Source organism: Mycobacterium sp. NGS22 (genome assembly GCF_059813095.1).
On the sequence record NZ_JCALDY010000021.1, the window covers coordinates 32,859 to 51,627 of the forward strand.

General features: G+C 66.5%; 12 protein-coding genes. 5 read left to right on the top strand and 7 right to left on the bottom strand.

The window, feature by feature from the left end; translation table 11 throughout:
• Nucleotides 1-48: 48 nt before the first annotated feature.
• A complete protein-coding gene (locus tag AC5Y47_RS18940; RefSeq protein WP_499945790.1) occupies nt 49-4,179 on the bottom strand; it encodes a bifunctional nitrate reductase/sulfite reductase flavoprotein subunit alpha in 4,131 nt (1,376 codons plus the stop codon).
• A 322-nt stretch (nt 4,180-4,501) separates the two neighbouring features.
• Between AC5Y47_RS18940 and AC5Y47_RS18945 the strand changes: the two genes are divergently transcribed.
• Nucleotides 4,502-4,993: an LppP/LprE family lipoprotein gene (locus tag AC5Y47_RS18945; protein WP_499945791.1), complete on the top strand. Its 492-nt coding sequence runs from the start codon at nt 4,502-4,504 to the stop codon at nt 4,991-4,993.
• A gap of 36 nt (nt 4,994-5,029) precedes the next feature.
• On the opposite strand, the gene AC5Y47_RS18950 is transcribed toward AC5Y47_RS18945, so the two are convergent.
• The gene (locus AC5Y47_RS18950; RefSeq protein ID WP_499945792.1) at nt 5,030-6,967 is read right to left on the bottom strand and encodes an acyl-CoA dehydrogenase family protein; all 1,938 of its coding nucleotides are present in this window, start codon (nt 6,965-6,967) and stop codon (nt 5,030-5,032) included.
• Between the two features lie 105 nt (nt 6,968-7,072).
• Here AC5Y47_RS18950 and AC5Y47_RS18955 point away from each other — a divergent pair, with 105 nt between their 5' ends.
• The gene (locus tag AC5Y47_RS18955) at nt 7,073-7,639 is read left to right on the top strand and encodes a methyltransferase family protein (protein WP_499945793.1); all 567 of its coding nucleotides are present in this window, start codon (nt 7,073-7,075) and stop codon (nt 7,637-7,639) included.
• A gap of 158 nt (nt 7,640-7,797) precedes the next feature.
• Here AC5Y47_RS18955 and AC5Y47_RS18960 read toward each other — a convergent pair whose 3' ends face one another.
• Nucleotides 7,798-10,551 (bottom strand): ABC transporter permease, encoded by a 2,754-nt coding sequence (locus AC5Y47_RS18960; RefSeq protein ID WP_499945794.1) that lies wholly within the window; start codon nt 10,549-10,551, stop codon nt 7,798-7,800.
• Between the two features lie 122 nt (nt 10,552-10,673).
• Nucleotides 10,674-11,150: a MarR family winged helix-turn-helix transcriptional regulator gene (locus AC5Y47_RS18965; protein ID WP_499945795.1), complete on the bottom strand. Its 477-nt coding sequence runs from the start codon at nt 11,148-11,150 to the stop codon at nt 10,674-10,676.
• 97 nt (nt 11,151-11,247) lie between these two features.
• Between AC5Y47_RS18965 and AC5Y47_RS18970 the strand changes: the two genes are divergently transcribed.
• The 3 genes from AC5Y47_RS18970 to AC5Y47_RS18980 all read left to right on the top strand — a co-directional run bounded on the left by AC5Y47_RS18970 (nt 11,248) and on the right by AC5Y47_RS18980 (nt 15,689).
• Entirely contained in the window at nt 11,248-13,314 is a 2,067-nt protein-coding gene (locus tag AC5Y47_RS18970) for an ABC transporter ATP-binding protein (protein WP_499945796.1), read from the top strand.
• The gene (locus tag AC5Y47_RS18975; RefSeq protein WP_499945797.1) at nt 13,311-14,159 is read left to right on the top strand and encodes a CbiQ family ECF transporter T component; all 849 of its coding nucleotides are present in this window, start codon (nt 13,311-13,313) and stop codon (nt 14,157-14,159) included. Before AC5Y47_RS18970 ends, AC5Y47_RS18975 begins: the two co-directional genes overlap by 4 nt.
• Before the next feature lie 69 nt (nt 14,160-14,228).
• Nucleotides 14,229-15,689 carry an amino acid permease gene (locus tag AC5Y47_RS18980; protein ID WP_499945798.1) on the top strand — a complete coding sequence of 487 codons (1,461 nt, stop codon included), beginning with the start codon at nt 14,229-14,231 and terminating at the stop codon, nt 15,687-15,689.
• Nucleotides 15,690-15,756: 67 nt separating this feature from the next.
• Here AC5Y47_RS18980 and AC5Y47_RS18985 read toward each other — a convergent pair whose 3' ends face one another.
• The 3 genes from AC5Y47_RS18985 to AC5Y47_RS18995 are packed head-to-tail and all read right to left on the bottom strand — an operon-like array spanning nt 15,757 to nt 18,741.
• Nucleotides 15,757-17,073 (bottom strand): ABC transporter substrate-binding protein, encoded by a 1,317-nt coding sequence (locus AC5Y47_RS18985; protein WP_499945799.1) that lies wholly within the window; start codon nt 17,071-17,073, stop codon nt 15,757-15,759.
• A complete protein-coding gene (locus AC5Y47_RS18990) occupies nt 17,070-17,882 on the bottom strand; it encodes a carbohydrate ABC transporter permease (RefSeq protein ID WP_499945800.1) in 813 nt (270 codons plus the stop codon). The genes AC5Y47_RS18985 and AC5Y47_RS18990 overlap by 4 nt, the downstream gene beginning before the upstream one ends.
• Nucleotides 17,869-18,741: a carbohydrate ABC transporter permease gene (locus tag AC5Y47_RS18995; RefSeq protein ID WP_499945801.1), complete on the bottom strand. Its 873-nt coding sequence runs from the start codon at nt 18,739-18,741 to the stop codon at nt 17,869-17,871. Before AC5Y47_RS18995 ends, AC5Y47_RS18990 begins: the two co-directional genes overlap by 14 nt.
• Nucleotides 18,742-18,769 lie beyond the last annotated feature (28 nt).

Sequence of the window (18,769 nt, forward strand, 5' to 3'; positions counted from 1 at the left end):
TGGTGCGTGACGTTTCCGTCAAATTACGGATCTACCCAATTGTCGGCATTAATACACGTCGCGGTGGTACCGCTTGTCGGCGCTCAGCGAGCGCACGTAGGCACGGGCCTCGACGCTGGAGAGGTTCCCGTGCTGTGCCGCGATGTCGCAGATTGCCTGGTCAACGTCCTTGGCCATCGGATCGGCATTGCCGCACACGTACAGTTGTGCTCCGTCTTGTAACCATCGCCACAGCTGCGCGCCGCGCTGGCGCATCAGGTGCTGTACGTAGACCTTTTCCTGCTGGTCGCGGGAGAACGCCAGGTCCAACTCGGTGAGCAGGCCGTCGGCGTGCATCGCCCGGATCTCGTCGCGGTAATAGAAATCGGTGGCGGCGTGCTGCTCGCCGAAGAACAGCCAGTTGGGACCGGTGTGGCCGAGCGCGCGTCGTTCCTGCAGAAAGCCGCGAAACGGCGCGATACCGGTCCCCGGGCCGACCATGATCATCGGGGTCTGCGGGTCGGTCGGTGGCCTGAAGTTCTTCGCCGTCCGCACGAACACCGCGATCTGGTCGTTGGGGGAGCGGTCGGCGAGGTACGTCGAGCACACTCCGCGCCGCGGCACCCCCCGGAAGTTGTAGCGCACCGGCGAGACCGTCAGGTGCACCTCGCCCGGGTGCTCCTTGGGGCTCGACGAGATCGAGTACAGCCGTGGCTGCAGCGGTTTGAGCACACTGAGCCACTCGTCGGCGGACGCGCTGACGGGTGCTTGCGCGAGCAGATCGACCGACTGACGTCCCCATGACCAATCCGCAAGCGCGGCCCGGCTTTCCGGCTTCAGCAACTCAGCGAGTCGACCGGCGACGTCCGCGTCGATGGTGCGCTCGCCGACGAATTGCAGCATCGCCCGACTGAGGTGGGCGATCTCGAAGCGATCGGTGAGGGCGGCGCGCAACGACATCGAGCCGTGGCCGTCGACCTGCACCTCGGTGTGGCCGTCCAGACCGGTGGCGGTCAGCCATTCGTCGACGAACCCGTCGTTGTTGTGCGGCCACACCCCCAGCGCGTCACCAGCCTCGTAGCTGACGCTTCCCTGCGGAACATGAAAGACCAACTGCCGCACGTCTTTTGCCGACTTCGGCCGGCTCAAGGTGGTGTTGCGGATAAGGTCGGTCACCAGCGGCCGCTGCTTCGAGTACTTCTCGGGCTCGCGGGTGGGGCCAACCGGTAGGGGGTTAACCGGTTTGGCCGGGTGGCTATCGAGTGCTTTCACGATGTCGTCGAGCCACCGCGCGGCGGTGTCGTCATAGTCCGGTTCGCAGTCGACACGGTCGGTGATACGGGTCGCGCCGAGCTCGGCGAGCCGATTGTCGAGCTTGCGCCCATAACCGCAGAAGTCGTCGTAGTTGGAGTCTCCGAGCGCCAGCACGGCGTACCGGACGCCCGCCAGACGTGGTGCGTCTTCGGTGTTCAGCGCCCACCACAGCCCGGCGCCGTTGTCCGGCGGGTCGCCGTCGCCAGTGGTGCTGGTGATCAGCAGCAGCTCACCCGCACCGGGCAGGTCGGCGACCGGAAATTCGTCCATAGCCCGCAGCGCCGCCGGTATTCCGCCTGCGCGCAACCCCTCGGTGACGACGGTGGCGAGCTCCTCGGCGTTACCGGTCTGGGATGCCCACAACACCACGACGGGCGCACGGTCCGGTACCGCCTCGGGACTCGGCGAGGCAGCGGGGTCACCAGTCGACATCCCGGCCAGCACACCGTCCAGCCACATCCTGGTGCGAACGTCGAACGGGGCAGTGGCCGGCAGCGTCGGTACCGAAGTCGTCGAGTGGCCCGCGTGCACCCGCATGCCGGCAAACAGCCCGGCCAGATAGGCGCGCCCGCACTCGTCGAACTCGGGGATGGGTTCGCTTGCCACCCCGAGGAATTCGGTGATCGCGTCGATCTGGGCGAGGCTCGCCTGCACCGACCGACCGGGCTGGCCGCCCGCGGGTTCGCGTGCCGGGGCGACCTTGGTCAAGGTGACGGCGCAGACTTTGTATTCGGGTTGGCGCGATACCGGGTCGACGGCGTCGTTGGTGACCGCGTTGATCGCCAGGTACTCGCCGAAGACGTCGTTCCAGTGAAACGGCGCGAAGCAATTGCCGGGCAGCACGCGATCGGTGACCGTGGCCGGCAACACCGCGCGGCCGCGGCGAGACGCGACCTCGACCCGGTCGCCGTCGCAGATCTGCAGGCGGGCAGCGTCTTCGGGGTGGACTTCGACGAATGGCCCGGGGTTGAGCTTGTTGAGTTTGGCGACCTTGCCCGTCTTGGTCATGGTGTGCCATTGGTGCGCCAGTCGTCCGGTGTTGAGCAACAACGGATAGTCGGCATCCGGCATCTCGTCGGGCAGCAGATGCGGACGGGCATAGAACACCGCCCGGCCGTCCGGGGTCGGGAAGGCCAGACGGGGCCGTTGACCGTCCTCGCGGACGAATTGTCGTTGGCTGGCACCGTCGTTGAGGTACCGGATGGGGTTGCGGTCGGTGGTGCTGTCCGGTGGGCACGGCCACTGCACCGGGGACCGGCGCAGCCGTTCGTAGCTGACGCCGCGAATGTCGTAGCCTGTCTTGGGGTTCCAGAACCGCTTGATCTCCTCGAACACTTCCTCGGCGCAGGTGTAGGAGAAGTGCTCGGAAAAGCCCATCGCGCAGGCGATCCGGGCGATGATCTGCCAGTCCGGCAGCGCCTGCCCCGGCGCGTCGACCGCCGCCTGGAACAGGCTCAGGTTGCGCTCGGAGTTGACCATCACACCGTCGGACTCGGTCCACAACGTCGCCGGCAGCAACACGTCGGCGTATTCGTTGGTCTCGGTCTCCAGGAACGCATCCTGGGTGATCACCAGTTCGGCTCGCTCCAGACCGGCCAGCACCGTCTTGCGATTCGCCACGGTGGCAACGGGGTTGGTGCAGATGATCCAGCACGCCTTGATCCGGCCATCGGCCATCCGGGCGAACATGTCGATCACTCCGTCGCTGACGTCGGAGCGCAGCGACCCGCGTGGGATGCCCCATTGTTCCTCGGTGAAGGCGCGGTCCTCGGCGCAGGTGATCGAGCGTTGGCCCGGCAATCCCGGCCCCATGTAGCCCATTTCGCGGCCGCCCATGGCGTTGGGTTGTCCGGTCAGGGAAAAGGGGCCGCTGCCCGGCCTGCAGATCGCGCCGGTTGCCAGGTGCAGATTGCAGAGCGCGTTGGTGTTCCAGGTGCCGTGCGTGCTCTGGTTGAGGCCCATCGTCCAGCAGCTCATCCAGTTGCCGGCTTCGCCGATCCAGCGGGCCGCGGTGCGAAGGTCGTCGACGGGGATGCCGGTGATTTCACTGACTGTTTGCGCATCGAATTGCTGCAGGAAGTCCGGCATGGCTGCCCAGCCGGTGGTGAACTCGGAGATGAATTCGGCGTCGGTGTGCCCATTTTCGACGATCAGCTGCAGCAGTCCGTTGAGCAGCGCCAGATCCGTACCCGGGGAGATCTGCAGGAAGAGATCGGCCTTGGCTGCGGTGGCAGTGCGGCGCGGGTCAACGACGATCAGTTTCGCGCCCGCTTTGACCCGTTCCATCATGCGCAAGAACAGAATCGGATGGCAGTCGGCCATATTGGCGCCGATGACGAAGAACACGTCGGCGTGCTCGAAGTCCTGGTAGGAGCCGGGGGGTCCGTCGGCGCCCAGGGAAAGTTTGTAGCCCGAACTGGCACCGGCCATGCACAGTCGCGAGTTCGATTCGATCTGGTTGGTACCGATGAAGCCCTTGGCCAGCTTGTTCGCCAGATATTGGGCCTCCAGCGACATCTGACCCGACACATACAGGGCGACGGCATCCGGCCCGTGTTCGTCGACGATGGCCCGTAGCCGTTCGGCGGCGGCGGCGATGGCGGTGTCGGTGTCCACCGAATCCAGCGGCTCGCCTCGGTCGGTCCTCGAGTAGGCCGTCTCGGCGCGACCCGACGCGGCCAGCAAGTCCACGGTCGTGGCGCCTTTGGTGCACAGCCGGCCGAAGTTCGCCGGATGATCCTTGCGCCCAGTCGAATTGGTGATGTGACGTCGGCCGCTTCCGGGATCGGTTGTGATCTGCAACACCACTCCGCAGCCGACACCGCAATAGGCGCACAGGGTTTGCACGTCCTGGTTGTTTGCAGCCGCCTCGGGCCTCCTCGCCACGCCCGACGTCCTTCCTGACTGTGTCGCAGTGGTCTGCTGAATCGTGCGTCAAGGATGTTTCGGGGCAGAGGGCTCGAGGTTTCATCCGTTTTACGGTCTGCTCGCAGCACCTCGCCCTCACCAGTGCGTTGCCGGAAACCGGGTGATAACCCATGCCCTCATAAACGACCCTTGACCCGTGTCAAAGCTACCTACGCCCGGGCCCCATTTAGGCCTGACAGCTGCGGTTTTGACCAAACCTGACGGACATTCACAGGCGTTGTCCAGCAACGGATACGCGAGGGTGGCCGACGTCACCGAGCCCCTTCGCTAAGCTCGCGACGTGCGTCATCGGTTCGGCACGATTCTTCTGATTGTGGGCTTGGCGGCTGCCGGGTGCGCGGATAAGGCTCCGCCGCGCCCGGCCGCGAGGCCGGACAACTGCAAAGAGTCGGACGGCCCGACCGCCGACACGGTGCGCCGGGCCATCGCCGCGGTTCCGGTCGAAGTACCCGGCTCCACCTGGGTGGAAATCGGTCGTGGTCATACCCGTAAATGCCGGCTGCACTGGGTGCAGATCATTCCCACCATCGCGAGCGAGTCCACTCCGCAGCAGCTGCTGTTCTTCGACCGCAACAAGCCGCTCGGCTCGCCGACACCGAATCCGAAGCCTTACATCACCGTGCAGCCACCCGCCGATGACACCGTGACCGTCCAATACCGTTGGCGCGTCGGCAAGGACGAGGAATGCTGTCCCAGCGGAAGCGGCACGGTGAAGTTCCAGGTCGGCTCGGACGGCCGACTGCAGGCACTGGGCTCGATTCCGCACCAGTAGCAATCACCCTGCGGCAGTTGACTGCCGGTGGATGGCTCAGTCGGACAGATTCTCCGGATGCAGCATCTCGGCGTAGCGCAATGGTTCCGGGATGCCGAATCCGTCGACCAGTGCCCTGGCGTGCGGGCGCAGCACCCGGCAGCGGTCGTTGATGCCGCGCGTCACGGCCTTGGCCCGCTCGGTCGAGAGGTATCGGTGCTCGATGAACCAGGCTTTGTCGTCCTCGATCACCGACAGCGCATAAAGGTCGCAGATCACGTCGAGCAACTCCCGCGCCTCTTCGTCCGGACACGCGTCGATGCCGGCGACGAACGCTTCCAGCACGATCCGGTCGATGTGCGCCTGCGCGGCGTGCAGCACGTGATCCTGCACCGCATTGAACGCGTCGAACGCCGACATCTCTTTGGATTTGCCCTGCAACCGACGCGCGACCGACGACAGCATGTATTCCTCGCGGTCTTCGAACATCGACACCTGGGTGCCCCGGTTGAACAGGCTGCCTTCCTCCTCGCTGTCCTGGCGGGCATCGACGATGCGCTGCATGATCGCTTCGGCCGCAGTGCGTTTCATCACCCGGTCACCAACGGTGTTGGCGGCGAAGAAAACCCACTCCACCGGACTCATGCTCTTGACGTCGTCGGCGTAGGCGGTCAGCAGCTCCTTGGCCACCAGCTGTGTCAGCACGTGGTTGTCGCCTTCGAATGTGGTGAACACGTCGGTGTCGGCACGCAGCGCGATCAGCCTGTTCTCCGCCATGTATCCCGCACCGCCGCAAGCCTCCCTGGCCTCCTGGATGGCGTGCGACGCATGCCAGGTGTTGGCGGCTTTGAGCCCCGCCGCCCGCGCTTCCAGCTCCCGCTGCTCCTCGGCGTCCACCACATCGGAGGTCTGCAGATCGTGGCATTTCGATACCAGTTCGTTCTGCGCGAACTGCAGTGCATAGGACCGCGCTATCAGTGGAAGCAGCCGGCGCTGATGCACCAGGTAGTCCATGATCAGCACTTCCTGGTCGTCGTCCGGGGAGGTGAACTGCTTGCGCTGCAACGCATATCGCGTGGCGATGTCCAAGGCCACCCGCGCCGCCGCACCCGCGCTGCCACCCACCGTCACCCGCCCGCGGATCAGGGTGCCGATCATGGTGAAGAACCGGCGGTTGGGGTTGTCGATCGGCGAACTGTAGGTGCCGTCAGGGGCGACGTCACCGTACTTGTTCAGCAGATTGACCCGCGGAACCCGGACCTGATCGAACATGATGCGACCGTTGTCGACTCCCGGCAGCCCGCCCTTGTAGTGGCAGTCCGACGTGGTCACGCCCGGCAGGTCGTTACCGTCCTCGTCGCGAATCGGCACCAGCACGCAGTGCACCCCGTGGTTGACCGGTTCACCGTTCTCGTGGGTGATCAACTGCGCGAAAACCGCTGCCATTCGGGCGGTCTCGGCCGCGCCGCCGATGTAGTCCTTCCGCGCCGTCGGGGTCTCGGAGTGGACGACGAACTCTTCGGTCTCCGCGTCGTAGGTCGCCGTCGTCTCCAGCGACTGGACATCGCTGCCGTGTCCGGTCTCGGTCATCGCAAAACACCCCAGCAGGTCCAGGCTGATGATGTCCTCGATGTACGCGCCGTGGCGCTCGGTGCCCAGGTTCTCCACGGCACCACCGAACAGGCCCCACTGCACCCCAGCCTTGACCATCAGGGACAAATCCGACATGGCTAGCATCTCGATCATGGTGATGGCCGCCCCGACGTCCCCGGTGCCACCGTGCTCTTTGCGGAACCCTTCATCCGAGATGCCCGCGGTCGCCAGGATCTGCATCTGTTCGGCCACTTTCGCGCGGGCGATGACCGTGTTGGGTGTGTAGTGCGGACGGAACGCCTCGCCGCTGAGCTGGGCTCGAGTCTGGTTTCTCACGTCACGCCAGCGCCCGTCCAGCGCGTCCCGCAGATATTCGGCCGTGGTCTTCTTCTCTGACGCCATGCCCCGACCGTAGCCCGTCGCCGGTGCGGCCGAAACAAGTCGTTCCACTCCGACACGTCAGTGTCGTGGAATCATGGTTTCAGCCCGGCGATGGAGAGAACAGCGATGCCGCAATACCTGGCCGCACTGATGGTGGTGCTGCTGCTCGGCACGGTGGCGGGACGCCTCTGGGTCCTGAAGAAAAACGGCATCCGGGCACTGCATTTCGGAAACCTCGACAACAGCGACTTCGCGATCCCGCCGGTGGCGCTGTTCTACTTCTACACGGTGTTCGCCGCGGCCTTCGGCTGGCCGCTGATCAGCACGCAGCGGTTCTTCAACTCCACCGTCGTGGCCTGGATCGGGGTGGGGTTGTGCGCGTGCGCCATCGCGATTCTGGTCGGCAGCCTGGTCTCCTTCGGCCGAAGCTTCCGGGTGGGCATCGACGTCGACGAGCCCGGGCGCCTGGTCACCACCGGCATCTTCGCGGTCAGCCGCAACCCGATCTACGTCGGATTCTTCTTGTTCCTGGTCGGTCAGCTGTTGGTGTTCCCCAACTGGGTGCCGCTGTTCTACCTGGCCGCCGGCACCTGGTTGTTCCATCGACAGGTGTTGCGGGAAGAGGAGTTTCTGCGCGGGCACTACGGCCGGGAATTCGACGACTACTGCAGTCGCGTCCGGCGCTACGTCTGAGACCTCCGCAGCCCCGTTCGACGTCCACATCGTCCTGACCCGGGCCAATCCGACGCACCGCTATAGCGCACCAGCTCGGTTCTACGCCTTCGGTCTATCGTTGTCGGACAACGGGATTGGTGACGCCACCTGGACCGACAATCTCGCCGCCAGCCAGGTCACCCGGTTCGTGCTGCTCGCGATGTCGCGGGAACCCGCAATCGGTATCTGACCAGCCCGGCCCACAACACGCCCAGGACCGCAAGCATGAGCATGTCGAACACCCACCACCCCGAGTAGTGCGCCCACACCGCGTTCTGCTCGGCAAGCTTGTCCACCCGGCGCAGATCGACGGTGGAGGCCGCGGCCGCAAATCCCCACTGGGCCGGGACGAACCAGGACACCTGGTCGTAGCCCCAGGTGCCCACCAACGACACCAAGCCCCCGGCGAACAGCAAGGAAGCCAGCAGCACCGGGATGACCAGCGGCAGCACCTCACCCGAGGATCTGCCGAACGAGGACAGCGCCAGTCCGACGATCGCCGAGACGACGGCCGTCGCGGCCACACTGACATACAGCTCGAATTCCGCGCTGCCCAACAGGACCGCACCGCGCCCGGGCCCGCCTTTGCCGACGATCACGATGGTGGTCAGGATCGCTGCCTGTGCGGCCGCGACGAGACCGAAAAAGACGATCTTGGCAAGCAGATAGGCCGACGCCGACAACCCGAGTTGCTGCTCACGCCGGAAGATCCGCCGCTCGGTGACCAGCGCGCGGATGGTTGCCGAGGTGCCCATCAGCACCGCGGCGAAGTTCAGCGCGGCAAGTATCGCGATGGCTTCGTGAGTGTTGCCCGACGACGGCGCCGGTCGGCCCAGCCCGGAATCACCGGGAATCAGCAGCGTCAACCCGCCCAACGCGACCGGCAGCAGCAGCAGGAACAGCAACTGGACGGGACTGGCCAGCACGCTGCGGGCCTGGCGTCGCACCGCCAGCCAGAACTGTCGGCCGAGGCCGGGTGCGGGCGGGGTCCGTTCGGGGAGGGCGACCGAGGGCGGTGCCGGGGCGGCCGTCGCCTGTTGTCGGCGCAGGAATGCCTGGTGGGTGCCGTGCGGGTCATTCGACACGCGAGCGAAGATCTCGAACCAGTCGGTGGTGCCCAGGGCTGAGTCGATGTGCGACGGCGGTCCGGCGAACGCCAACCGGCCCTCGGGGGTGAGCACCAGCACCTGGTCGCACAGATTCAGGTAGGTCAACGAGTTGGCCGACGTCACCGCCATCACCACGACACACCCGAGGTCGGCCTGACGGCGCAGCAACCCCATCACGTGTTTCTCCTGCGACGGGTCCAAGCCCGCCCCCGGCTCGTCGACCACCAGCATGGACGGCCGGGTGACCAGTTCGATCGCCAACGACGCGCAGCGACGCAGTTCGGGCGGCAACTTGGACACTTTGGTCGTGCGATGCGGGGTCAACTCGAGCTCGTCGAGTATCTGGTCGACGACCCGGGAGTGATCCTCATCGGCGGTCGTCGCCGGCAGCCGCAACTCTGCCGCGTAGCCCAGCGCGCGCTCCACGGTGACATTTGCGTGCACCCGGTTGTCCCGTGGCACCACGCCGATCCGGGACCGCATGGCCTCGGGTTCGGCGTGCACGTCATGGCCGTCCACCGTGAGGATGCCGGAGCTCAGGGTCCGGATACCGGCGAGCGCACCGGTCAACGCGAAATTGCGGGCTGCCGACGGGCCGACGACCGCGATCAGTGCACCGGGGCGCGTCGTGAACGACACGTCCGCCAACAGATCCTCGACTCCCAGCTGGTAGGCCGCCACCCCGAGCGTGCGCGCACCGGCCTGCAGCAGCGGCAGCCGACTTGTCTGCGGGGTGGGTTCGCCATCGTCCTGCGGGAGGAGTTTCCGCGTCGCCTCGGTCATCCGCTCGATCAGGCCGCGTCCTTTGGCCCGGGCGGCTTCCTCCGCCGGAGTGGGGAGCGGTGCCGCTACGGGCGGAGACTCCGTTGCGATGTAGCGAAAGGGTTTGGTGGGTCGCTCGGTCGGGGAGTGTTGTCCGGGGAAGAAGTCGAGGGGCGCCGCCGGGATGGCCGCGGTGGCCGGCTCGACGGGGATGCGGCTGGTCTCCGGGTCTTCGTCCCCTGGCTGCTGGGTGACGTCACCGAGCGTCACGCCAGCGTGGCTGTCGGCGTCGAGCGTCACGCTAGCGTGAGGCTCGGCGAGCGGGATGCCGGCGGTGGCCGGCTCGACGGGGATGCGGCTGGTCTCTGGGTCTTCGTCCCCCGGCTGCTGGGTGACGTCACCGAGCGTCACGCCAGCGTGGCCGTCGGCGTCGAGCGTCACGCTAGCGTGAGGCTCGGCGGTCGGGACGGGAGGCGCGGCTGGCTCGTCGGGCACTGCGGGCGGCTCGGCGGTCGGGACGGGAGGCGTGGCCGGCTCGTCGGGCAGCGCCGGAATGCGCGCGGTCTCCGGCTCTCCCGAGAGGTGCGGTTGCACCGGGATCAGACCGGTGGTGGGTTCGGGGTCGGGCAGTCGTTCGGGGCGCGGCACCCCGAGCGGATCGGTGTCGGACGGGGGCGCGTCGTCGGCGGCGGAGACCTGGAAGGTCAGTCGCGGCCCGTGCTCAGGGTCGCCGATCGCGATCGTCTGGCCGTCACGGATGTCCACCGTCGACATCCGGGTTCCGTCGAGGAAAAGGCCGTGCTGACTCTGGTCGACGGCGAGCCAATGGGTGCCGGCGAACCGCAGCACCAGATCGGGGACCGGTTGCGCCGCATCGTCAGGGGCGGCAAGGCCGGGACGGTCCAGTCGGATGTCGCAGTGCCCGCCGTGGCCCACGATTACGTCGCGGCCCGGGGTGAAGAAGTACCGTGACGATCCGACCCAGACGGTCAACGGGGAGGCATCGGGTATGGCCGGCACCTTTCATTCTCGATTGCCGATCGGTCCCAGAAGCGCGGACCAGGGCACCGTGTAGTGCCCTGCGTCAAGTGTCTACCCACGGACGCGGTGTATCCACCTGCAGTGTCGGCGTATGGGCCGGATCAGAGTGTGTTGCGGCCCGGTGCGGTCGCGGCGTTCTGCAACAGACGTCGCAACACGTCGACGGCGTCGGCCAGCACCTGACGCTCGGCCGGTTCCAGCCGGGACAGTTGCGGTTCGATGGCGGCGGCCCGGTCTCGGCGCACCGCGTTGAGCATGTGCAGCCCCGCGGGGGTGATGCGGATGCGGACCGCGCGGGCATCGCCGGGATCGACGGTGCGCGACACCAGCCCGGCCTCCTCGAGTCGCCGCACCTGCGTGGTCATCGTCGGCTGAGAACAGTGGTCGACGGCGGCCAGGTCGCCGATGCGGGCCTCGCCCTGAGCATCGATGGTGGCCAGTAGCCGAGCCTGCGCCGCGGGCAGCGGCATCTGGATGCGCTGAGTGGCCAACCGATTCAACCGCGCAACCACGGCCAGCAGGTCCGCCCCCAGACCGTGCGGGACCTCTGCGTCATCTGCCGTGACGGACGAAGACATGCGCTCATCGTTGCATAGCTTTGCTATGCGAGCACCACCCCGGGTTACCCCTATGTGCTGCACCGGCTTAGCTGCCGTGCCTGGCAGAATCGGACAAGTGACACCGCCCGACCCGCCGCCTTCGCAACAACGGGGTGGCCCCCTGCGCCCCAGCGAATTGGCGCAGGCATCGGTCATGGCGGCGCTATGCGCGGTGACCGCGATCATTTCTGTCGCCGTGCCGTTTGCCGCGGGACTGTCCCTGCTGGGCACCGTGCCCACCGGGCTGCTCGCCTACCGCTACCGGCTGCGGGTGCTGCTGACCGCGACGGTCGCCGCATCCGTCATCGCATTCCTGATCGCCGGCAGCGGCGGGCTGGGTGCGGTCATCCAGAGCGCCTACATCGGCGGGCTGACCGGCATCATCAAACGCAAGAACCGCGGCACGCTCACCGTGGTGGTCTCGTCGCTGATCGCCGGCCTGATATTCGGCGCCGGCAACGTCGGGCTGCTGATGGCCTTGACCCGGCTGCGGCACTTGATGCGCGATGCCATCACCGCCAACGTGGAGGGGCTCGCGTCGTTTCTGAGCCGCATCCATTTGGAGAGCGTGGGGTTCTGGCTGAAGTTCGCGTTCGAGTTCTCGTTGCGCTACTGGCAGTTGGTCCTGCTCGGCATCGTCACCGCCGGGATCATGGTCGTGTCCCTGGTCGGTTGGTGGGCGTTGTCGCGGCTGCTGGAGCGCATGCGGGGCATCCCCGACGTGCACAAACTCGACGCCCCCGCCGGTGACGCCGACGATGCGCCCGTCGGGCCGGTTCCGGTGCGGTTGGAGGACGTGCGTTTCCGCTACCCCGGTGCCGCCCAGGACGCGCTGCGCGAGATCAGCATGGAGCTCCGGGAAGGTGAACACGTCGCCATCACCGGGGCGAACGGCTCCGGCAAGACCACCCTGATGCTGATCCTGGCCGGGCGGGAGCCGACGTCGGGCACCGTGCATCGCCCGGGTGCGGTGGGCCTGGGCAAACTCGGCGGCACCGCGATCGTCCTGCAGCATCCGGAGAGCCAGGTGTTGGGCACCCGCGTCGCCGACGACGTGGTCTGGGGGCTGCCGCCAGGCACCGAGACCGATGTCGAGAAGTTGCTGGGCGAGGTGGGCCTGGCCGAACTGGCCGAACGCGACACCGGCAGCCTGTCCGGCGGTGAACTGCAACGACTCGCGCTGGCGGCCGCGCTGGCCCGCGAGCCCGCGATGCTGATCGCCGACGAGGTCACCACGATGGTCGATCAACAGGGCAAAGAGGGGCTGCTGAGCGTGCTGTCCGGTCTGACGAAACGACACCGGACCGCCCTGGTGCACATCACGCATTACAGCAACGAGGCCGAATCTGCCGACCGCACAGTCAAACTCAGCGATTCGCCGGACAACACCGGCATGGGTCAGGCCACCGCAGCGCCGCCCGCGGAGGCGAACCTGAGCGAAGCCCGGCACGCACCGGCGCTCGAACTGGCGGGCGTCGGTCACGAATACGGCATCGGGACCCCATGGGCCAAGACCGCACTGCGCGACGTCACTTTCGTGGTGGAGCAGGGCGATGGCGTGCTGATCCACGGCGGCAACGGTTCGGGCAAGTCGACACTGGCGTGGATCATGGCCGGACTCACCCAACCCACCAGCGGCGCCTGCCTGCTGGACGGGCGGCCCACCCACGAGCAGGTCGGGGCGGTGGCGCTGTCCTTCCAGGCGGCCCGGTTGCAGCTGATGCGTAACCGCGTCGACCTGGAAGTGGCTTCGGCGGCCGGGTTTTCACACAAGGACGAGGACCGGGTGGTGGCGGCGCTCGGCGTCGTGGGGCTGGACCCGGCGCTGGCCAAACGCAGCATCGACCAGCTCAGCGGCGGCCAGATGCGGCGGGTGGTGCTGGCCGGACTCCTCGCGTGCTCGCCCAAGGCGCTGATCCTCGACGAGCCGCTGGCCGGGCTGGACACCGCCAGTCAGCAGGGCCTGGTGCGTTTGCTGGAGGATCTGCGCCGCGAGCGCGGCCTGACGGTGGTGGTGATATCCCATGACGTCGCGGGCATGGAGACCCTGTGCCCGCGTGTCCTGCATCTGCGGGACGGTGTCCTGGACTCCGCGCCAGCGTCGACCTCCCCGGCGTTGCAGGGACCGGGAGGTGTGTCGTGACGGTGACGTCCGCCGCGTCGCGGCAAGACAAGCGCAAGCCCGGCCGTCCCGTCGTACTACTGGTGCCGATACCCGGCGGATCACCCATCCACGACCTCTGGGCGGGCACCAAGCTGGTCGCCGTCTTCAGCATCTCGGTGCTGCTCGCGTTCTACCCGGGCTGGACGATGATCGGGCTCATGGCGGCGCTGGTGCTGGCCGCGATTCGGATTGCGCGCATTCCGCGCGGTGCGCTGCCGTCGATACCTCGCTGGTTGTGGATTGTGTTGGCGCTCGGCGGTATTACCGCCGCACTGGCCGGTGGCGATCCGGTGGTCCCGTTTGCCGGCGTCGAGATAGGACTCGGCGGGTTCTTGAACTTCCTGCGCATCACCACCTTGACGTTGATCTTGCTGGCATTGGGCGGGTTGGTGTCCTATACCACCAACGTCGCCGAAATCGGTCCTGCCGTAGCGACTTTGGGACGGCCGCTGCGGTTGCTGCGGATGCCGGTCGACGAGTGGGCGGTGGCTTTGGCGCTCGCGCTGCGCGCCTTCCCGATGCTGATCGACGAATTCCAGGTCCTCTACGCTGCACGACGGTTGCGCCCGAAACCGACCCCGAAGAGCCGCAAGGAAAAGCGCCAGCAACGCAGGATGGAAGTGATCGATCTGCTGGCGGCTGCCATCACGGTGACGCTGCGACGCGCCGACGAGATGGGCGACGCGATCACCGCCCGCGGCGGCACCGGGCAGCTCTCCGCCAACCCGCGCAGGCCGAAACTCGCCGACTGGATGACATTGGCGATCACCGCCGTGGTTGGAGCCGCGGGAGTGGTGATCGAGACAATCCTCACCGTCGCCTGAGGCCCGGGGCGCAACTGTCGCCGTGCTGCGGGTGGCTCATAATCAGCGGAGCTACCGACGGGAGGGCAGTTGCCGGATACTTCGATCAGTATCAAAGAGCAGATGCTGCGCCGGCGTCCGGTGGGTGGTGCCCCGGTCGCGGAGGGTGCTTCATCCGGCCTCAAGCGCAGCTTCGGGACTTTTCAGCTCACCCTGTTCGGCGTCGGGTCGACGATCGGCACGGGGATCTTCTTCGTGCTGTCCCAGGCTGTGCCCGAGGCCGGTCCCGGCGTGATCGTTTCATTCCTCATCGCCGGACTCGCCGCCGGCCTGGCCGCCATCTGCTATGCCGAATTGGCTTCGGCCGTGCCGGTTTCCGGGTCGTCGTATTCCTACGCGTACACCACGCTGGGCGAGGTGATGGCGATGGTCGTGGCGGCGTGTCTGCTGCTGGAATACGGGGTCGCGACGGCCGCGGTGGCGGTGGGGTGGAGCGGCTATCTGAACAAGCTGCTGCACAATCTGTTCGGATTCTCGTTGCCGCATGCGCTCTCGGCGGCGCCGTGGGACAAGCTGCCCGACGGCGTCTCGCACGGTTGGGTGAACCTGCCGGCGGTCATCCTCATCGTCATGTGCGCGCTGCTGCTGATCCGCGGCGCCAGCGAATCGGCGAAAGTCAACACCGTCATGGTGTTGGTCAAGCTGGGCGTGCTGGGCATGTTCGTCGTCATCGCGTTCACCGCTTTCGACGACGGCAATCTCAAGGATTTCGCGCCTTTCGGGGTCGCGGGCATCGGCTCGGCGGCGGGCACCATCTTCTTCTCCTACATCGGTTTGGATGCGGTCTCCACCGCCGGCGACGAGGTCAAGGACCCACAGAAGACGATGCCGCGCGCGTTGCTGTCGGCGTTGTTCGTTGTCACCGGCGTGTACGTACTCGTCGCCGTCGCTGCGCTCGGCACCCAGCCGTGGCAGAACTTCGCAAAGCAGGAGAACGCCGGGCTGGCCACCATCCTCGACAGCGTCACGCGCGGTACGTGGGCGGGCACGATTCTGGCTGCGGGCGCGGTCATTTCGATTTTTACGGTCACGCTGGTCACGCTGTACGGGATGACCCGCATCCTGTTCGCCATGGGTCGTGACGGTTTGCTGCCCGCGTGGTTCGCGAGGGTGAACCCGCGCACTAGGACTCCGGTGAACAACACGGTGATGGTCGCGGTCGTAGCGTCGGCGTTGGCCGCGTTCGTACCGCTGGACAAGCTGGCCGACATGGTGTCAATCGGGACGTTGACCGCCTTCATCGTGGTTTCGGCGGGGGTGATCATCCTGCGGGTGCGCGAACCTGATCTGCCGCGCGGGTTCCGGATGCCCGGTTACCCTGTCACGCCGGTGCTTTCGATGTTGGCGTGCGGGTACATCCTGCTCAGTTTGCACTGGTACACGTGGTTGGCGTTCGGCGGCTGGATCGCCGCGGCGTTGATCTACTACTTCGCGTGGGGACGGCATCACAGTGCGCTCAATGCGGCGGAGGCGCAGGGAGCGTCGCCGTAGCACACGGTTGTGCGTCCGGGCCGGGCCCGCTTTAGGCGTCGAGCGTCACGCTAGCCGGTCAGCGAGATCAGCGGCGCGCGGCGGCGTTCGCGGCATCCTGAGCTTGCCGCAACGTCACCGCGATATCGCCTCTGCCCAGGAACATCTCGTCGAAGTAGGGTTGCAGCGCCTCGTTTCCGGCGGCGAATCCGGCGCCGCCGGGGGCCGGGATATGAGGGCCGTCGAGAACCGAGAAGAACGGCGTGACATCGACGTTCCTGGCTTTCCAGTGGGCGAAATAGCCGGGTTGGGCCGACACGACGGCAGGGATGGCCGCACCTTCGCGCCCCAGATAGGAGTTACCTTCGCGACTTCCCATCCAGGCCAACACCTCACGCACCGCATTGGGATGTCTCGTAGCCGAATTACCCGCTGCGGCAATGCCGTTGGTCACACTGACGCGTCCTCGGGGACCCGCGGGCATCATCGCGATGCCCCACCGGAAGGTGGCATCGCGGGACACCGCCGCCAGAGTGTAGGTGCCGGACTGGAAGAGCGCCATCTTGCCGGCCAGGAACTGGTTGAGGGAGAAGTCGCCGTTGTCGTTGGTGTCGGACGCTGGCGGTGCGACGTGGTCGTCGTTGATCAGGCCGACGAGGTAGCGAAACGCTTGTAGCGCCTCGGGATTGTCGAACGCGAACTCGTTGCCGCGCTGGAACACCCCACCCGCTGACCCGATGTAGTTGAGGTAGATGGCCTGCGGGTCGTTGGCGGCGTTGTACCCCCACTGACGGACCCGGCGAAACTCGAAACCCATTGCGTCGGCGCGATGTCCGTCGGCGTCGATGGTGAGCCTGGCCAGCAGCGGCCGCAGGGTGTCGTCGGAGCCCGGGCTCCACCGCAGCGTGTCCAGTTCGGCGGGGTCGACGCCGGCAGCGGCCAGCAGGTCGGCGTTATAGAACACCGCGATCCCGGCATCGGTCAATTGCGGTACCGCCCATAGCGATCCGTTGTGCGTGAACTGGGCCACCACGGTGTGTTCCCAGTCGGCGTCGGGGTTGTCGATCCTCATCAGCCGACCGCTGTCGGCGTACGCGTCGAGGTAGGCGTTGGACAGCCAGAAGATGTCGTCGGCGCTGCCTCCCGCCACATCGGTGCGCAAAGTGTCGAAATAATTCGAGAACGCCACCATGTTGGTGCGCACTTCGATGTCGGGATGCGTACGGTTGAAAGCCTCGAACGACTCCCGATAGGCCCGCGCGATGGGTTCGGCCCACAGTCGCACGGTCACCACGATCTTGCCGTTCTCGCTGGACCGGCCCATCAGGACCGCCGTCGTCAACAACAACACGGCAACCAGAGCGAAAGCACCCGCGAACAACGTCGAGAAGCGGGGACGATTCATTTGAGCCCCGAGACCAGGATTGACGAGACGATGTGCCGCTGAAAGGCCACGAACAGCACGATCAGCGGCACGATCGCCACCGTCGTCGCCGCCATCACCAATGTCCATTGCGAGTTGTACCGGGACTGCAGGTCAGCGGTGGCCACCGTCAGCACCCGCCACTTGCGCCCACTGGTGATCACCAGCGGCCACATGAAGTTGTTCCACTGCGAGACGACGGTGATCATCGTCAGCGCGGCCAGTACCGGCTTGCTGGACGGCAGGATCACGTGCACGAGCACATCCAATGTATTGGCCCCGTCGAGGTGTGCGGCGTTGACCAGGTCGTCGGGAATGAGGCGAAAATGCTCGCGCAGCAGGAAGATCGCATACGGCGATCCGAACATGAAGGGAATCACCAACGCCCAGAACGTATTCCGCAGACCCAACTGAGCCATCATCAGATACAGCGGCACCACCGTCACGGTCCCCGGCACCATCAACGTCGCGATGTAGACCCAGAACAAGCCGTCGCGGCCGGGAAAGTGCAACCGGGCGAACGCGTACGCGGCCAGGACCGAGAAAGTCAACTGCCCCAGCAGGATCACCGCCGTCATCAACGCGGTCACCGCGGCCGCCCGGCCGAAACCGGTGCCGACCAGATCGGTGTAGTTGGCCAGCGTCGGCGGGTGCGGCCACTGCAGCGGCGAGCCCGTCGCGAACTGGTGTGCCGAGGTGAACGACGTCAGCAGGCCAAGGATGAACGGCGCCAACGTGATCAGTGCACCGGTCACCAGGCCCACATAGATCAGCGCATTACGCGAGGTCATAGGTGATCCGCCTACGGAAGTACAGGTGCTGGACGAAGGTGACACCGACCAAGATCACGAACAACACCACCGCCATCACCGCGGCGCGCCCGATCGCCGCCGCGCCGAACGCCTCGGCGTAGATCTGGTGAGCGACCAAATCGGTGCTGCCCTCCGGCCCGCCACCGGTCAAGGCGTAGACAGTGTCGAAAACCTGTGCGGTGCTGACGATTCCGGTGACCAAAACGAAGAACGTGGTGGGCCGCAGCATCGGCAGGGTGATGCGCCAGAACCGCTGCCAGGCGTTGGCGCCGTCGGTCCGGGCGGCGTTGTGAACGTCCTCGGGGATCGCCAGCAGTCCGGCCAGGAAGGACAGCGAGACGTAGCCGACATTGGTCCAGATGACGACCGACGACACCATCGGCAGCGCCAGGTCAGGGTTGGTCAACCATTCGATGCGCCGGCCCAACAGGGTGCTGACCGCGCCGTCGGTGGGGGCCAGGATCCAGCGCCACATCACCGCGATCGCCAGCGGCGCGCAAATCCACGGCAGCACATAGAGAGTTCGGAACAACCCGGTGCCGGGAAGCCGTGGGGCCAGCATCATCGCCGCCAACAGACCCAGCACCGTCTGCGCCGGGACCACGATCGCCACGAAGATGGCGGTCACCACCAGCGAATCGCCGAAGTCACCGTCGCGCAGGACCGAGCGCCAGTTGGCGAAGCCCACGTAGTGCAACGGCCCCAGCAGATCCCACCGGTACAAACTCAACCAGACCACGACCAGGATCGGCAGCAACAGGAAGGCCACCACGCCGAACAGACTTGGCGCAAGCAGGGCATACGCCAGCGCGGTGGAGCGGCGTGGCGCGTCGGGCATGAATGTATTAAAGCCGGTCGTTACGGTG

Excerpts from the sequence above, each read along its gene's own strand:
- AC5Y47_RS18950 (WP_499945792.1), bottom strand. The coding sequence starts at position 6,967 with ATGGCGTCAGAGAAGAAGACCACGGCCGAATATCTGCGGGACGCGCTG.
- AC5Y47_RS18955 (WP_499945793.1), top strand. The coding sequence starts at position 7,073 with ATGCCGCAATACCTGGCCGCACTGATGGTGGTGCTGCTGCTCGGCACG.
- AC5Y47_RS18965 (WP_499945795.1), bottom strand. The coding sequence starts at position 11,150 with ATGTCTTCGTCCGTCACGGCAGATGACGCAGAGGTCCCGCACGGTCTG.
- AC5Y47_RS18985 (WP_499945799.1), bottom strand. The coding sequence starts at position 17,073 with ATGAATCGTCCCCGCTTCTCGACGTTGTTCGCGGGTGCTTTCGCTCTG.
- AC5Y47_RS18990 (WP_499945800.1), bottom strand. The coding sequence starts at position 17,882 with ATGACCTCGCGTAATGCGCTGATCTATGTGGGCCTGGTGACCGGTGCA.
- AC5Y47_RS18995 (WP_499945801.1), bottom strand. The coding sequence starts at position 18,741 with ATGCCCGACGCGCCACGCCGCTCCACCGCGCTGGCGTATGCCCTGCTT.